The sequence below is a fragment of the Paenibacillus sepulcri genome (assembly GCF_042647105.1).
GTDB classification, from domain to species: Bacteria; Bacillota; Bacilli; order Paenibacillales; family Paenibacillaceae; genus Paenibacillus_Z; species Paenibacillus_Z sepulcri.
This window is the reverse complement of sequence record NZ_JBHRUP010000001.1, coordinates 7974496-7989739: the sequence shown is the minus strand read 5'-3', so window position 1 is coordinate 7989739 and position 15244 is coordinate 7974496. Positions and strand designations below refer to the sequence as shown.

The 15244-nt window shown below is 50.9% G+C and carries 12 protein-coding genes; 3 read left to right on the top strand and 9 right to left on the bottom strand.

Going from position 1 to position 15244, the window contains the following annotated elements; all coding sequences use genetic code 11:
- Nucleotides 1–12: 12 nt before the first annotated feature.
- The 8 genes from ACFOLF_RS34625 to ACFOLF_RS34590 form a co-directional block, all read right to left on the bottom strand.
- Nucleotides 13–1176: an MFS transporter gene (locus ACFOLF_RS34625; protein ID WP_210045363.1), complete on the bottom strand. Its 1164-nt coding sequence runs from the start codon at nt 1174–1176 to the stop codon at nt 13–15.
- Between the two features lie 48 nt (nt 1177–1224).
- Nucleotides 1225–2835 (bottom strand): gamma-glutamyltransferase family protein, encoded by a 1611-nt coding sequence (locus ACFOLF_RS34620; protein WP_210045364.1) that lies wholly within the window; start codon nt 2833–2835, stop codon nt 1225–1227.
- The gene (locus ACFOLF_RS34615) at nt 2836–3966 is read right to left on the bottom strand and encodes a Gfo/Idh/MocA family oxidoreductase (protein ID WP_210045365.1); all 1131 of its coding nucleotides are present in this window, start codon (nt 3964–3966) and stop codon (nt 2836–2838) included.
- 12 nt (nt 3967–3978) lie between these two features.
- Nucleotides 3979–4782, bottom strand: a complete 804-nt coding sequence (locus tag ACFOLF_RS34610; protein ID WP_379113439.1) for a sugar phosphate isomerase/epimerase family protein — start codon at nt 4780–4782, stop codon at nt 3979–3981.
- A 144-nt stretch (nt 4783–4926) separates the two neighbouring features.
- Nucleotides 4927–6339, bottom strand: coding sequence for an ABC transporter substrate-binding protein (locus ACFOLF_RS34605; RefSeq protein ID WP_210045366.1), 1413 nt, complete (start codon nt 6337–6339; stop codon nt 4927–4929).
- An 87-nt stretch (nt 6340–6426) separates the two neighbouring features.
- Nucleotides 6427–7302, bottom strand: coding sequence for a carbohydrate ABC transporter permease (locus ACFOLF_RS34600; RefSeq protein WP_379113461.1), 876 nt, complete (start codon nt 7300–7302; stop codon nt 6427–6429).
- Between the two features lie 7 nt (nt 7303–7309).
- Nucleotides 7310–8215, bottom strand: coding sequence for a carbohydrate ABC transporter permease (locus tag ACFOLF_RS34595; RefSeq protein ID WP_210045367.1), 906 nt, complete (start codon nt 8213–8215; stop codon nt 7310–7312).
- 416 nt (nt 8216–8631) lie between these two features.
- Nucleotides 8632–9918 (bottom strand): 6-phospho-beta-glucosidase, encoded by a 1287-nt coding sequence (locus ACFOLF_RS34590; protein ID WP_210045450.1) that lies wholly within the window; start codon nt 9916–9918, stop codon nt 8632–8634.
- A 411-nt stretch (nt 9919–10329) separates the two neighbouring features.
- On the opposite strand from ACFOLF_RS34590, the gene ACFOLF_RS34585 reads away from it, so the two are divergent.
- Nucleotides 10330–11067: a GntR family transcriptional regulator gene (locus ACFOLF_RS34585; RefSeq protein ID WP_210045368.1), complete on the top strand. Its 738-nt coding sequence runs from the start codon at nt 10330–10332 to the stop codon at nt 11065–11067.
- A gap of 106 nt (nt 11068–11173) precedes the next feature.
- On the opposite strand, the gene ACFOLF_RS34580 is transcribed toward ACFOLF_RS34585, so the two are convergent.
- Entirely contained in the window at nt 11174–12295 is a 1122-nt protein-coding gene (locus tag ACFOLF_RS34580; RefSeq protein WP_210045369.1) for a polysaccharide deacetylase family protein, read from the bottom strand.
- A 263-nt stretch (nt 12296–12558) separates the two neighbouring features.
- Between ACFOLF_RS34580 and ACFOLF_RS34575 the strand changes: the two genes are divergently transcribed.
- A complete protein-coding gene (locus tag ACFOLF_RS34575) occupies nt 12559–14055 on the top strand; it encodes a spore germination protein (protein WP_210045370.1) in 1497 nt (498 codons plus the stop codon).
- Nucleotides 14052–15203 (top strand): Ger(x)C family spore germination protein, encoded by a 1152-nt coding sequence (locus ACFOLF_RS34570; protein WP_210045371.1) that lies wholly within the window; start codon nt 14052–14054, stop codon nt 15201–15203. The genes ACFOLF_RS34575 and ACFOLF_RS34570 overlap by 4 nt, the downstream gene beginning before the upstream one ends.
- Nucleotides 15204–15244: the final 41 nt, after the last annotated feature.

Below are 15244 nucleotides of genomic sequence, written 5' to 3'. Positions count from 1 at the left end.
TCTCCCTTTCATCTAGGTATTGGAGCGGTCAGACAGCTGAAATTCAGCAGCCCCGGGTTGCCGCATGCCGATGAATAAAACGGATGCCGCAGCACTCAGGATGAACAAAACCAGATACAGCGCCGGCGCTCCCCAAATCTCCACGATAACGCCGCCAGCGGCGATCCCGATGACGCCCCCCATCCCCGAGCTGACAGCCGCAAAGATCGTCTGAAACGTTGCTTTCGTATTTTTGCTGGCGTAGCTTTCCACGACCTCAACAAAGGTGCCCGCAGCGAACGCGAAGGAAATCCCGTCAAGCAGCTGGACGCCAAGCGTAAGGTAAACATTGTGGAATAAGAACAGAATCAGGCACCGGAGCGCAAAGATAAACGCAGCAAGCGCGAGCAGCCGGAATCTCCCGATCCTCCGGCTCAGCTTGGCGGCAGCCCAGAACATGGGGACTTCAATCAAGGCCGCTGCTGCAAACGCGCTGCCAAGAAGCGCTTTGTCAAACCCCATTTCCTGAAAATACAGGGGCAGAAATGTGGAGCTGCTGGCCATGGACATGACCAGAATCAGACAGATGCCCAGATAGGCCATAAACGGCTTGTTCCCGATCACCTCTTTCGCCTGCTGGAGCAGCGTAATTTCAAGCGTAGAAGAGGTTCTGGACTTCGGGAATCCGAACAGCAGGGCGAAGACCAGGAGGCTGAACCCAAGATAATAGGCAAAAATGCTGCCGTAACCGTACTTGTCATACAGGAATCCCGTGCTGATTGTTCCAACCGAGTAGCTGAGCGCCCCCCACAGACGGATGCTGCCAAAGCTGAATCCGGCACGGCTGCCGATTTCTACTGCAATGGAGTCGCTGAGCGGTCCTGTTGAGGAATGGAACCATGTGAAAAGCACGGATAAAGCGATAACGGCGCCGAATTCATTCACGTAATGAAAACCAAGACCGATAACCGGCGCCGCGATGACCGAAATCATGATTATTTTTCTTGGACTTCCGATGCGGTCATTAATCAGTCCCATGACAGGCTGTGCAACGACGCTCACCAACGCCCATAAGGACAGAATAAATCCGACCTCCGAGGTGCTGAACCCTTTTTCACTGAAGTAAAGACTCGTATACGGCATGAATACGGACATGGAAAGGTACAGAAAAAAATAATAAGCCGCTAAAATACCCACAGTTGAAATCTCCCAGGTTGTATATAGGCCTTGCCCTGCATAACACGTTTACCAGGCTGCGACTTCTCCATCCGCCCGCGGTTCCGTTCCGCCTGCCAGCACGCCGCTATCCGGATCTCTCCAGATAATCTGACCGCGGCCGAACATGCCGGAATCCAGCGCCCGCTGCACAATATGCCCTTTGCGGGCCAGCGCCTGGGCCAGATAATCCGGAAATTGCGGCTCCACCTCGATAATCTTGTCCCGTAGCCATCTCCATCTCGGGGCGTCCAGGGCAGCCTGGGGATTCAGACCGAAATCGATCGTATTCAGCAGAATTTGCACATGCGCCTGCGGCTGAATGGAGCCGCACATGACGCCGAAAGGTCCGACAGGAACGCCGCCTTTGGTAAGAAAACCGGGAATAATCGTGTGAAAGGTTTTCTTGCCCGGCTCCAGAACATTTAGGTGCCCGGGGTCCAAGGAGAAGCCGGTGCCCCGGTTTTGCATGCAAATCCCGGTTCCGGGGATAACAACGCCTGCTCCAAAATCGCCTGCGTGGCTCTGAATGAATGAGACCATATTCCCCTCCCCGTCAGCGGCAGCAAGGTACACCGTGCCGCCCTTCGGAGGCTCCCCCGGTTGAGGGGTGACAGCCTGATCTCCGATCAGTGCTCTTCTGCTATCCGCATAGGAATCCGAAAGCAGCTCTTCGACGGAGACGTTCATTTTCCTGGGGTCGGTAATGTATTTGAGTCCGTCGACAAATGCCAGTTTGACCGCTTCGATCTGCTTGTGATAGGTATCGGCCAGGTCCTTGGCGGCAAAGTCGAAGCCCTTCAGAATATTGAGCGCAAGCAGCGCCACCAGCCCCTGACCGTTGGGCGGAATTTCCCATACTTCATAGCCTTTGTAAGCGACATGAATGGGGTCTACCCACTCGGAATAAAATGCCGCCAAATCCGCTTTCCGCAGGAATCCCCCTTGCTCGCGGAAGTGCAGGTCGATCTTGTCTGCCAGCTCCCCCCTGTAGAACGATTCCGCTTTTGTTTCCGCGATGGACTGGAGCGTCCTTGCATGATCCGGGGAACGCCATATTTCCCCGGCGGCAGGGGCTCTGCCCTCCGGCGCGAAAGTATCCAGCCATGGCTGATACAGCTCACTGTTCAGTCCGCTGATGTTTCGGAAACCGTCCGCCCAATATTTCGCGATTGTCGGCGATAAGGGGAAGCCATGCTCCGCATAGTCGATGGCCGGCTGCAGCACTTCCGTCAGGGGAAGGCGGCCAAAGCGCTCGGACAATGCGGCCCAGGCTCCGGGAGTGCCGGGCACCGTCACCGGGACCATCCCGTACGCGGGAATCCGCTCCAGCCCTTCCGCCTTCACTTTCTCCACACTTATCGAGGCAGGCGACGGCCCGCTTGAATTCAGCCCGTGCAGCTTTCCTTCCGTCCATACAATGGCAAATGTATCGCCTCCGATGCTGTTGGAATTCGGTTCCACTACCGTCAAGCAGGCAGCCGCTGCGATTGCCGCATCGATGGCATTCCCGCCCTTCTTGAGGATGTCGAGCCCCGCTTGGGCAGCGAGGGGCTGGGAAGTCGCAACCATGCCTTTGCTGCCATAGGTTGTCATGCGTTGGGATGGATAAGGATTAAACAAGGATTCGAATTTCATCATCTAGATCTCCTTCTCTGCAGTCAAATACGAGAGCTCTGCCACTTCATCTGCGGCGACTTCCCGGTCCAGACGGCTGGACAAATATATGCCCTCGCTGATGAGCATGGTCTTCAGCGCAATTTCGGCGGTTGGCAGCAGTCCTACTCTACCCTGCAGCGCCGCGACCCAATGCTTGGAGGAAGAATCGTATGCGTCCTCATCGGGATTCAGCCGGTGCCGGCGCTCGCTCATAGCATTGAGGTCCAGCGTGCTGTCGAAATCCATATCGCAGATCGTCGTGTGATAGCTGAAGGCTGACTTGGGGTGAATATCCGAATAAGCCGGCAGCCGGATGCCGCCTTGCGAACCGGATATGCTGCTGCCTTCGAACCCGTCCAGATGAAGAGACCAGGCTTCGATAATATCCATGGAGACCCCGCCTGCAAAACGGACGAATCCCATGCCTGACTCTTCTACGTCAAAGCCGCTTTCTTCCCTGCGTTTGGGGTCCATGTCCATCTCCTGATACAGCTTTCCGGAAATCCGCGCAACCTCCGGCATGCCCAGCAGATACAACAGCTGCGCGATATGGTATACGCCCATATCCAGGAGAGCGCCGCCGTTTGCAAATTCCTTGCGCGTAAACATCCTGGAGCCATAACCGTCAACAAAAGGACGCCCGCGCCGCCGGAAACCGGTAGACCGGGCATGGTAGAGCTTGCCGAGCTTGCCGGCGTCAATCAGCGTTTTGGCCGCCTTCGTCTCGTTCCGGTACAGCGTACCCAGCTGGATATGCAGCATTTTTCCGCATTCCTGCGCCATTTCCACCATCGTCAGGCCATCCCGGTAAGTTCCGGCGATGGGCTTCTCGCAGTACACATGCTTCCCTGCCTGCAGGGCGGCGATTGTCGCTTCCGCGTGCAGGTTATTGTGCAGGCACACATCCACAGCGGTCAGATCATCGCGTGCCAGCATCTGCCTGTAATCAGAATATACGCTGGAAATCTGGTATTGTTCTGCGGTTTTGCGGGCTTCCTGCTCATTGATATCGCACACGGCGGCAATTTCTACGCCTTCAATGGCGGAATATTGCTGAATATGATGCTTTCCTATCAAACCGACGCCGATAATTCCAATTCTGACCGGTTCCATAGCCGCTTCCTCTCAGGCCTCAGCCATTTGATAAAATTTCCGTCTTATCGATGACAGCAGCCACTCGATTTCCGCATACTGGTTTTCCTTGGCATTGTATTCAACGGCCCAGTGCCCATCGTAGCCCGCCTGCTCCAAGGCGCGAATCGAGACCTCGATATCACCCGAAGCTACGGTTTTCGCATCGATATGCGTATGCACCACCCATGGTGCCACTATGGCATCGCCGTCGGCAAATTCGGGCTTCCAGCGTTTCAAATGCAGCAGGATGCCAAAGTTCGGACGGTCCACCGCCTCGGCAATCCGTTTGAGCAGATGCGGGTTCAAGGCCGCGCCCATGTGATTCTCAGGGCCGACCGTATATCCATGCTCCGCCGCACGATCGCAATATTCGCGATAACGATTCACGATATAGTCGAATTCCTGCTCGGTTATTTCCTCTGTCCGATTATTGCAAATATCGATCCGGACGGTTTTGGCTCCCAGGATTTCGGAAGCGCGCAGGTGAAGCAGCGCGTTTTGATACAGCCGCTCGCGCAGGTCTGGGTCCTGATCGATGAGATGCACACCGTCAAGGGCGATATTCGCAACGGTTAACCCTTTCTCGTCGATCGCCTCGCGGATCTTGCGGATTTCCTCTTCTTCGGGCAGAATAACCAGACCGCTATCGTCCTGCCCCGCGAAAAATCCATTCCACAAATCTACGGCATCCAGACGGTACCGGTATTTAACCGATTCGAGGTAGCCGAAAATATCCATTTTCCCCGCCCGCATCGTATTAAAAAAAGAAAAAGCCCCAATGGAAAGCTTCAACAAAATGCCCACTCTCCTTATCCATGCTGATTTTATGACCGGGAGGACTGACAGTCGAGCCCTCCCGGCTTTTGTATCACAATAGCCTTAATTTAAAAATCCGGTGATTAACCTGCGCAGCCAGCCTTTCTTATTTTACCGTGCTTTTTACTTGCCGGCCTTCTGTTTGATTTCATCCAGCAGCTTTTGGAATTTAGGATTCATCTTCTCCAGCACACCTGCCGGATCCTCTTCCTTGTTGAAAATCGGCTGCTGCTCGTTCAGCATGAAGGAGGTAATATCTCCGTATCCGGCAATGAGATGGTTCGGCGACTCTTTGCCCTTCTCAATTGCTGCCGTATTGACTTCCTCCAGATATTGGATATCGGTCAAATCGCTGTACTGCTTGAACCACTCTTCATAAGCCACGCTGTCAGCCGGCGGATAGCCGGTTTCCTTGGTCATTTCCAGCTGCATTTCGGGACTGGTCATGAATTGAACCAGCTTCCATGCCGCATCCGGATTCTTCGATTTGGAGGAAATCATAAGCGGATCCGCATAGATGAATGGCGTCGATGTTCCGGCAGGTCCGGTTGGAAGCGGAAGCACGCCGAACTTCGTGTTTGTCTCTTTGAAGCCGCCCATCGCCCAGCTGCCGACCAGTGACATCGCTACCTTGCCTGTGAGGATCGGATCGCCGATTTTGCTGATGGAGTCCAGAACGGCTCCCGTCGGCATGATTTTGTCTTTAAAAATAAGATCCTGGAAAAACTTCGTGGAATCTACGATTTTGGGATCGGTCAAGTCGGCTTTGTCTACAAATCCGGTCGCATAGCCGCTGTCAAAAACATCAAGTCCCCAGTCCCAGCTGTAGGTCAACAAATGCTCGCCCATTCCATAGGTGAAGCCGTATATGGCGCTTGGCTTGCCGTAATCCTTGCTCACCGACTTCGCCAATTCGGTTAATTTCTCCCAGGTCCATGCAGCATCTCCAGGCTTGTAGTTCTCTACCGTAACGCCGGCTTTCTCGAATATAGCCTTGTTGTAGAAGATCATGCTGGAGTAAACATTAAGCGGGATGCCCATTTGTTTGTCGCCGACTTTGTAGATATCGAGCGTGGCTTGCGAAATGTTGGGATTATTGAACTGCGACATATAAGGAGTAAGATCGAGCACCATGTCGCGGACATTATAATCGACGAAACCGCTTTGCCCCCAATGGCTCCACACATCCGGCGGCGTTCCGCCCGCAACCATGGTGTTCATTTTGGAATCGAACTGCTCATAAGGTACGCTGATAATTTCCAGAGTGATGTTTGGATTGGCTTCTTCGAACTTCTTCTTTATGACATCCGGCAGAAACTTGTCGCGGATCCCGTTGTCCTGGGCATTAAGCAGGGTGATGGTGACCTTCTCGCCGCTGCCCGCATTATTGCCGCCGCTATTGCCTGCCGGTTCATTCGTTCCGGCGGTTTCGGGGCTGTTGCCCGCATTATTGTCCGTGCTCGAGCTGCAGCCGCTAAGAGCCAATACGACCAAAATACACGAAACGATTGTAACGCCTAACCACTTTCTCACCATGTGTAACCCTCCCATAATATTGTGGATGTGAACAGCTGTCATGAACCGCTTGCCTCGGCCGGCATCAACTCCCTTCAGGACGGTCCCCTATTTCAGTCCGGAGACGACAATCCCTTTCACGAAGTATTTCTGCGCCAGGAAGAAGATGATAATCGGAGGCAGAACAGCCATCAGCGCAGCGGCCATCAGCAAATGCCAGGGTACGATGTTGTACATGCTGGTAAAGGAAGATAATGCGATGGAAACGGTGTATTTGGAATCTGTATTGAGATAGATCAACGGGCCCAGGTAATCATTCCAGCGCCACATGAAGCCGAAGATTGCGGCGCTTGCCAATGCTGGACTGCATAGCGGCAGCGCGATATTCCAGAAGGTCCGCAGCTCGCTGCAGCCATCGAGTCTTGCCGCTTCGAACAAATCTACGGGAACCGAATTGAAGAATTGCCGCAGCAGGAAGATGATATAGGCCGAACCGAGAAAAGCAGGAACATTCAGGGGCAGATAGCTGTCGATCCAACCCAGGTTTTTAAACAGGACGAATTGCGGAATCATCGTTACGGGGTATGGGATCATCATGGTGGCCAATAAAATCAGGAACATGGCATTGCGACCGTATCCGCGGTATCGCGAGAATCCGTAAGCCACAATAGCGGAAGAAAAGACTTCTCCGAATGTTCCGACAATAGCGTACATACCGGTATTGTAAAAATATTGGCCGAACGGTCTGGCATTGAACGCATCAATGAAGTTATGCCATACCATCGGACTTGGAATCCACTTGGGCGGGAACAAGAAGACATCCTGCTGCGTTTTGAGCGCGGTGCTGAGCATGATATAAAGCGGCATGATCATCAAAGCTGATAGAATAATCAGAATACTGAAGGCAAAAATTTTAACGGCCCGCTCTCCTGAGGCAATGGAGCTGCTTCGGGCGGCTGTTTGCTGTTTAACCTGGGTAGGCACGGACAATTTATTCCCCTCCTTCGTAATGAACCCAACGTTTGGATACCTTCATCATCAGCCAGGTCAGAATCCCCACGACGATGAACAGCACCCATGCCATCGCCGAAGCGTAGCCGAGGTTGAACGATCTGAAGGTTTGTTGGTATAAATAGTACACATAGAAGTACGAGGCATAGTTCGGTCCGCCCTTGGTCATGACATCCGCCTGGACAAACACCTGGAAGGATCCGATAATCCCTGTAATCAGAAGGAACAGCGTGACAGGGGAAATCATCGGAATTGTAATATGCAGCATTTGTTTGAAGCGGGATGCCCCGTCGATCTGGGACGCTTCGTACAGATTTGCAGGAACGCTCTTGAGGCCGGCAAGATAGATCACCACATTATTGCCCAGTGTCCATAGCGACATCATGATCAGGGAAGGAATGACCCAATTCTCGTCCGCCAGCCATTGAGGACCGACCGAGCCGGTTATTTTGTAGTACAGCACGTTAACGACTCCAAAATCAGGATCCAGCAGCCAGACCCATAACAAGGAAAGCACTACGCCGGAGACAACTGACGGGAGATAAATGATGGTGCTGAATATGCGCTGACCCGGTATACGGACGTTCAAGAGCATGGCCAGCAGCAGAGAAACCGCAAGACCTACCGGAACGCCTACCAGGGTGTAATACAAGGTGACCCCTGATGATTTCCAGAACAGTTCATTGTGAAACAGATTGGTGTAGTTTTGCAAACCGATGAAGACGGGATCGTGGGCGATATCGTAGCGTGTAAAACTATAGTAGCCGGATAACAGAATCGGTCCGCCTGTGAAGAGTATGAGTCCGATGATCCAAGGAGAAATGAAGAGGTAGAAGTATTTCGTTTCACGAAAGTCCGCTTTTTGCCGTAGACGCTTGCCCGTCATATTGGGTCTCCTTCCCTTAATATCGTTAGTAACCTTGCGAAAGGTATAACTCTGCCAGCTCAGAAGAAACGGCTTCGCCGTCTTATGTCGGCAAAGTTAGTTTCTTCCTCAAAAATATCAGAAAAGGCGGGGGCCAAATTTTATACGTTCTGATATTAGTACGAAAGGGAATTGCCTCAAAACATTCGATGAAGCTGTAAAATTGACAGCGTTTACAATCCGCGTTTGCGATTTCCCCATACCCGGCACGGCATTTCTTGCGGGAAGCTCCCCACCTCCTGTTTTATCCGGTTAGCAAGCATATAAGAAAATGGCTGAAAACCTTTTTTTCATTATATATGTTACTACCTTTTATGTAAATATAAAAATCATAGTGATGATTCTATATGATTGAAAACTTGTTACTTCAAGAGCTTTTATTTGAATTGAGGAAGGTACTCTCTGTTCGACTCGATGATCTCATCCAGCAATTGCTTGGCCAGCTTCGCGCTGCCAACCAGCGGATGCAGCGTCAACGCCTGCAAGCCAGCCAAATAGTCCCCCTCTGCCGCCGCTTTCACGGTAAGCTCCTCATAAGCTTTCACCATTTGCAGCAGGCCCCTGATCTGCGGCGGGACCGGCGTGTCGATTTGAACCGGATGCGCTCCCTGGGAATCGATGACACAGTTGATCTCAACGGATACATCCTCCGGCAGAAAAGGCAGAATGCCGTTGTTGCGAACATTCACCGTCTGGATATCCTTCGTATCGTTGTAGATCGACTTGATCAGATTGACGGCAGCTTCTGAATAGTAGGCGCCTCCACGCTGCTGCAGCTGAGGGGGCTTGATTGTGAGCATTGGATCTTTATACAATTCGAACAGCTCGGCTTCAACCCGTTTCACATCGTCAGCGCGGGTTGTTCCTTTGTCCAGAAACGCCTTGTTCATATCTTCAAACACGAGGTCTTTCATATAATAATAACGATGATAGCTGCATGGCAGTGCTCCGACGGATTGCAGAAACTCCGCGTCCCACCCGAAATCAGGGATATTCTTCATCGTAAGCCCGCTCGCTCCGGCCGCTTTATTCAACACATCGGCGGTGATGTCGACCCCATCCACCACGATGCGCGTCGTCCAGTTCAAATGATTGATGCCGACCATTTCAATGCTGACTTTGGACACATCCACATTGCATAGCCGGGCAATTTGCATCTTGGTGCCGATCGGGAGATTGCATAGACCCATCGTGCGGATCCTGGAATATTTCAGTACAGCCTCCGTGACAATACCGGCCGGATTCGTGAAGTTGATCATATAGGCGTCCGGAGCCAGCTCCTCCATGTCCTTGGCGATATCCAGAATGACCGGAATCGTACGGAGCGCTTTGGCAAAGCCGCCTGCTCCTGTTGTTTCCTGGCCGATCAATCCGTACTTTAATGGAATCTTCTCATCCCTGGAGCGTGCGTCCAGCATGCCGATGCGCATCTGGGAGGTGACGAAGTCAGCGCCCTCAATCGCTTCCCGGCGGTCAAATGTGGTATGAAGCTTAATCGGCACTCCCGCTTTCTCAATCATTCTTCTGGCCAGATTGCCGACCGTCTCCAGCTTGTTCCGCCCAGCTTCGATATCGACCAGATATAAATCCCGGACCGGGAGAGCGTCCTGATTATTGATGAAGCCTTCGATCAGCTCCGGTGTATAAGACGACCCGCCACCCATAACCGCCACTTTTAACCGATCTTTTTCTTTTCTCACAATTGTGCAACCTCCATGTAGGGAATTGGTATAATGCCGACGGACATTTAAATAGAGTCAGTCATGGCTCACACTCCTTTACAGCAGCAAGTCATTGTTTTATTTGTTACTACATTTATAATCGAATTATAAATTCATAATAACAAATAGTCAACACAAAATATTCTGAACATTGAAAGCCAAGATGTCTGAAGCGCAGGGAAAAGCAGGCGAAAACACAGATCTAGAGATCCGATTTGTGCGAAATATCGTCTGCGAAGAAGCGAAGGCACAAATTGTTACCTTTCGAAGTTCGGGGAAATATGTTATTATGATTACGTTTTCAGCCTGATTTGTTTAAATTCATTGCCTAAAGGTCATTTGAGGAGCATCGATATGTCAACAAACAAGAACGTTGCGTTATATGTAGTCGTGAAACAAAAATTGCGGGAAGCCATTAAAGAAGGACAGTATCAACCGGGGGAACAGCTGCCGACAGAGGATGAATTGTGCAAAATGTACAATGTCAGCCGGACGACGATTCGCCAGGCGCTTCAGCAGCTGGAATTGGAAGGCCGCATCAATAAAATACAAGGCAAGGGGACTTTTATTTCCACAGCCAAATCGGGGATCGTTCATCATATGATCGCTCCGATCGTCAGCTTCTCCGATCATATGCAGGAGCTTGGCCGCCGTTCGGAAACAAGGGTTCTCGAAGCGTCGGTTGTCCCGGCCGGACCACCGTTCCAGCAGCATCTCGAAATTCCGGAGCTGTCCCCCGTCACAAAGCTCGTGCGGCTGCGCTTGGCGGATGATCAGCCGGTCGCTTACGAAACCTCTTATCTGCCCTGGTCCCTGGCTCCAGGACTCTCTAACGAGAAGCAGATCGGTTCGTTATTCAAGCTTCTGCAAGAAAAATACGGGCACCGGATAGACCGTTCCCTCGACACGCTGAAGCCGGTCATCGCGGACGATGATGTGGCGCGGCTGCTCGATATTGATCCCGGGTCCCCCTCCATTTACATTCAAACCGTTTCCTATCTGCAGGATAATACGCCTATCGAATACAGCGAAAGCATTTTCCGCACCAATGTGTCCCACTTTATTATTGAACGAAGGTACGACCAAATGTAAGAAGAACCAAGCTAAAATCGTCCTCTGCCAGAGAAGAAGGAGCCTCAAGGGCTCCCGATTGTCAAGATTATACAGGCCGTACAGGGCAATGCCCTGTCCCGGCGAACTATCGAATGCCAAGAAGCGGCGCCGCTTGATTATCCTGGACCAGCTCCGCTTTCCACCCCAGCTGTCTGCACATTTCACTCATCCTGCGGATATCCCTTCCCGCTTCGATTCGCGTACAGCCCAGCCGCATCGAGGCTTGCGCTGCCCAGCGAAGCAGATACACCAGCGTATCAGCCTGTGTTTCCTTGGCTGCGTAATCCATCAGGACAAGTGTATCCCCGTCAACCCCTGCCCGAACGTAACCCCAGCAGCTATCCGAGAAATGCCTTACGGACAGCAGCTCGCGGTTCTCCATGACAGCCCCGCGGCTCAGAGGCGTCCTCAGATGCTCATACCAGTCCCGCTCGCTGGCATACGAGGATGTAAATTGCGGCACTCGCCAGTCCGCTGATTCATAGGCCAGCCGTCGGAGATCTTCCTCCCTGGAAGCCGGCTCCCAATGATCTGCGGGAACATCTATTTCAGCCGGAACGTCAATGACAATTTTCCATGCCCGGAACGATTCCTTTATTCCCAGCGAACTCAGCAGCTCCGGGATACCGACGGGAGTGAGATTCTTTTCGTACGCCTTGCGAATTAATGCTTTAAGTGCGGCCGGAGTGCCGAGAGCGATGTCGTTGCTGTGCTGAACGACGATTGCCCCGTTTTGCAAACGCGGCTCGATCCGCTCCATGATTTGCTCGGCGGAGATGCCCGCCCAATCCCCCGAATCTTCCCCTTCCACATCCGTATAACCCCATTCGGCGAGCCATACCAGATTCTCCGGCGTGAATGAACAATAGGGAAAACGCATGAATGCCGGACACGGCTGTCCGGTAACATCCTGATAGGCAAGCTCGGTGAGCTTCAGTTCTTCGAAGAACACGTCCCTCGGAAGCTGGGCCATGCGCCGATGATGGTAGGAATGAGGCGCAAGAACATGGCCCCGGGCAATTATCGCCCGGGCTTCCCCGGGATGGCGGTCAATCCATTCTCCAGTGAAGAAAAATGTTCCAATCGCCCCTCCCTGCTCCAGAATGTCCAACCACAGTTCAACGGAATAGCGGTGCGGCCCATCGTCGAATGTAAATGCGCATAAGCTCTGGTCCAAATCTCCGTGCCAAATCACTTCGTTATTCATTTTCGACTCTCCTTGTCATGATGAATTTCATATCATACGTACAATTACTTAAAAAAACAGCAATGTTATAAACTATTTCTACAGTGCGAAGCTGTTCACCTGTATGCTTCAATTATTTTTTAGTTGAGCTGAAAAGGAAGCTTTTGGTGGAATGGAGAATCCGAGGTAAATAAAGTATGGTTTTCATGAATTGGGGGATAGTATCTAAAAACACTCATCACGAAAGCGGGTACAATCATGAAATGGTTCGGGAAAGTCAGCTTATGAATAATAAACACAAAACTCCTACCAACCGATCCTTCGAAGATTCCGACAACAATCTAGGTAACAATCTCTTAGAAAATGAGCAGATTTTAAAAAATATATTTCAGAATTGTTCGGATATTTGTTTCCGTGAAATAACGATTCAAGGCCAAACCAGACTTTTATTGATCTTCGTAGACGGCATGATCGATGAAAATATGATTAGCTCAAACCTTCTCAGACCGTTAATGTACAATGGGCTGCCTCAAGGTCTTGGGACAATCGATAGTATCGCCCAAATGTGTGAGCAAGAACACTTATCCTTTGTCAATACCGAGAAGCTTTCCAGCATTGGAGAAATCTCTGAACACATTTTAAAGGGATGCGTTGCTATATTGGCGGATGCGGAGAATACTGCACTTCTTGCCGATGTCTCCATGTTTCAGACCCGCAATATAGAAGAGCCTGCAGACGAAGCGACACTTCGGGGGTCCAGAGAAAGCTTTACGGAGCACCTGCGGACGAACCTTACGCTCCTGCGCAGGATATTTGCAACGCCGAAGCTGAAAATTGAATCCTTGAAAATCGGAAAACTTACACAAACCAATGTAGTTATTACCTATATTGAGGGGATTGTTTCAATATCCGTTCTGCAGGAAATACGTCAACGAATAAATCGGATAAAACTGGATGGAATCCTTGAATCGGGGTATATCGAAGAATCGATTGAAGATACTTCTTTATCCCCCTTTCCGCAAATGCTGACCACAGAGCGCCCCGACGTTGTTGCTGCCGGATTGCTTGAGGGCAAAGTGGCCGTATTAACTAATGGAACCCCGCATGCCCTCGTCATTCCAATGACGTTTTGGGATGGATTACAGGCGCCTGACGATTATTACGAACGATTTTTGTTTGTTTCCCTCAACAGATGGATCCGTTATATATTTGCCCTCATATCGGTCTTTTTGCCTTCCATTTTTATTGCGTTAACCAACTTTCACCCGGAGATGGTTCCGCCAAAGCTGATGATGAGTATTGCGGCTCTGCGTGAAAGGGCGCCATTCCCGACCGTGATTGAGGTCTTTATTATGGAGATCATGTTTGAAGGTTTGCGGGAAGCCGGAATTCGCTTGCCCAAACAAATAGGTCCTCTCGTAAGTATCGTTGGGGCGTTGGTTATTGGGGAGGCTGCGGTCCGTGCCGGAATCATTTCCGCGCCTATTGTTATTGTCGTATCGGCTGCCGGGATCTCATCATTTGTCATTCCGCGGTATAGATTCGGCTTCCCCCTGCGGATGCTGAGGTTCCCGTTATTAATCCTTTCCGGATTATTTGGCCTATTTGGTACTGCAATCGGGATCATTGCGGTATTAATTCACCTGATTCAACTAAATCCATTTGGGACTCCTTATCTCACCCCGGCAGCCCCGCTGATGACGCGCCGCCTTAAGGACGTGCTGATGCGTTGGCCTCGAAAGCATACTGCCAATCCTAATAGCGAGGCGGATCATCCATGAAGAGGATAGGTAAACTTTGTTTCGTATTGCTCCTGATCGTATCGAACATAACCGGCTGCTGGAACCTTAAGGAACCGGATCAACTGGCATTTATTGTGGGTGCCGGGATCGATTTCACAAAAGACGGTCAGTTTCAGTTAAGTTCACAAATTGCAATACCTGCCGGTATTGTCGGTGGACAGGATAGCGGCGGCGGCACCAAGAACAGCTTCAGTGTGGTCAGCGCAACTGGCAAGAATATTATGGACGCAGGTCAAAACATGCAGGCGCAGCTGTCGAGAAGTTTGTTTTATGGCCATCGCCAGACCATCCTTATCGGACAAGGAATGGCTGAGCATGGGGTAAGCAGTTTTATCGATATGTTTGTCCGTAATCCCGATTCGGAAATGCGCTCAATGGTCGTAGTTGTGAAAGGCGGGCAAGCAAAAGACATTCTTGCTATTGAGCCGATTTTTGACCCGTTTAATGGTACGACGTTCGAGCGCGAGCAAATCGCAATAAGCTTGAGACCCTATTACTATCGGCATTTCCTGGCAGATGCTGTAAGTCAGGGAACACAGCCCCTGCTGCCGGCAGTTAGCTTAACTGCCTCAAAAAAATATGCTTATAGTGGAGCTGCCATTCTAAACAAGGAAGAAGGCCTGAAATTGGTGGCATTCTTGAATGCTAAAGAAGCTGCCCTGGCCAATTGGATCACGAATAGACAATCCAGTTTTATCATCACTTCTTCCATGAATCAAGCAGATGAAAACCTTAGCTTAAGACTGCAGTCATTAAAGCGGCTTATCCGTGTGAAAATAACCGGTCAACGAATAGAGATTGACGTGCGCCTCAAGGGAAAGGGAACCGTTGTCGAAAACAATTCAAAATTGGATCCAGCCAAAAAAGAGGAGCTCCGTCTCATAGAAGATAAATTCAGTCAATTGGCTCAAAAATCGACACAACAGCTGATTGAGAAAGTCCAGAAGCAGTACAAGACGGACATTTTCGGATTTGGTGAAAGTGTGCATCGACAATACCCTCGTCAGTGGAAAACCATAAAACGGGAATGGAATGGGACCTTTCCCCAGGTTCAAGTTAAGGTTCAGGTAGACATTAAATGCAAGGATCCGGGACAAACCAGCTCTCCTATTAAGAGTTTGATCTAATCCTGGTTGGGGTGTTAATCATCGATGGGGAGTGGTAGGGA

Bases quoted from the DNA above. Each gene is read 5' to 3' on its own strand.
- ACFOLF_RS34620 (WP_210045364.1), bottom strand. From the start codon at position 2,835: ATGATGAAATTCGAATCCTTGTTTAATCCTTATCCATCCCAACGCATG.
- ACFOLF_RS34615 (WP_210045365.1), bottom strand. From the start codon at position 3,966: ATGGAACCGGTCAGAATTGGAATTATCGGCGTCGGTTTGATAGGAAAG.
- ACFOLF_RS34605 (WP_210045366.1), bottom strand. From the start codon at position 6,339: ATGGTGAGAAAGTGGTTAGGCGTTACAATCGTTTCGTGTATTTTGGTC.
- ACFOLF_RS34595 (WP_210045367.1), bottom strand. From the start codon at position 8,215: ATGACGGGCAAGCGTCTACGGCAAAAAGCGGACTTTCGTGAAACGAAA.
- ACFOLF_RS34590 (WP_210045450.1), bottom strand. From the start codon at position 9,918: ATGGGTGGCGGGTCGTCTTATACACCGGAGCTGATCGAAGGCTTCATC.
- ACFOLF_RS34585 (WP_210045368.1), top strand. From the start codon at position 10,330: ATGTCAACAAACAAGAACGTTGCGTTATATGTAGTCGTGAAACAAAAA.
- ACFOLF_RS34580 (WP_210045369.1), bottom strand. From the start codon at position 12,295: ATGAATAACGAAGTGATTTGGCACGGAGATTTGGACCAGAGCTTATGC.
- ACFOLF_RS34575 (WP_210045370.1), top strand. From the start codon at position 12,559: ATGAATAATAAACACAAAACTCCTACCAACCGATCCTTCGAAGATTCC.
- ACFOLF_RS34570 (WP_210045371.1), top strand. From the start codon at position 14,052: ATGAAGAGGATAGGTAAACTTTGTTTCGTATTGCTCCTGATCGTATCG.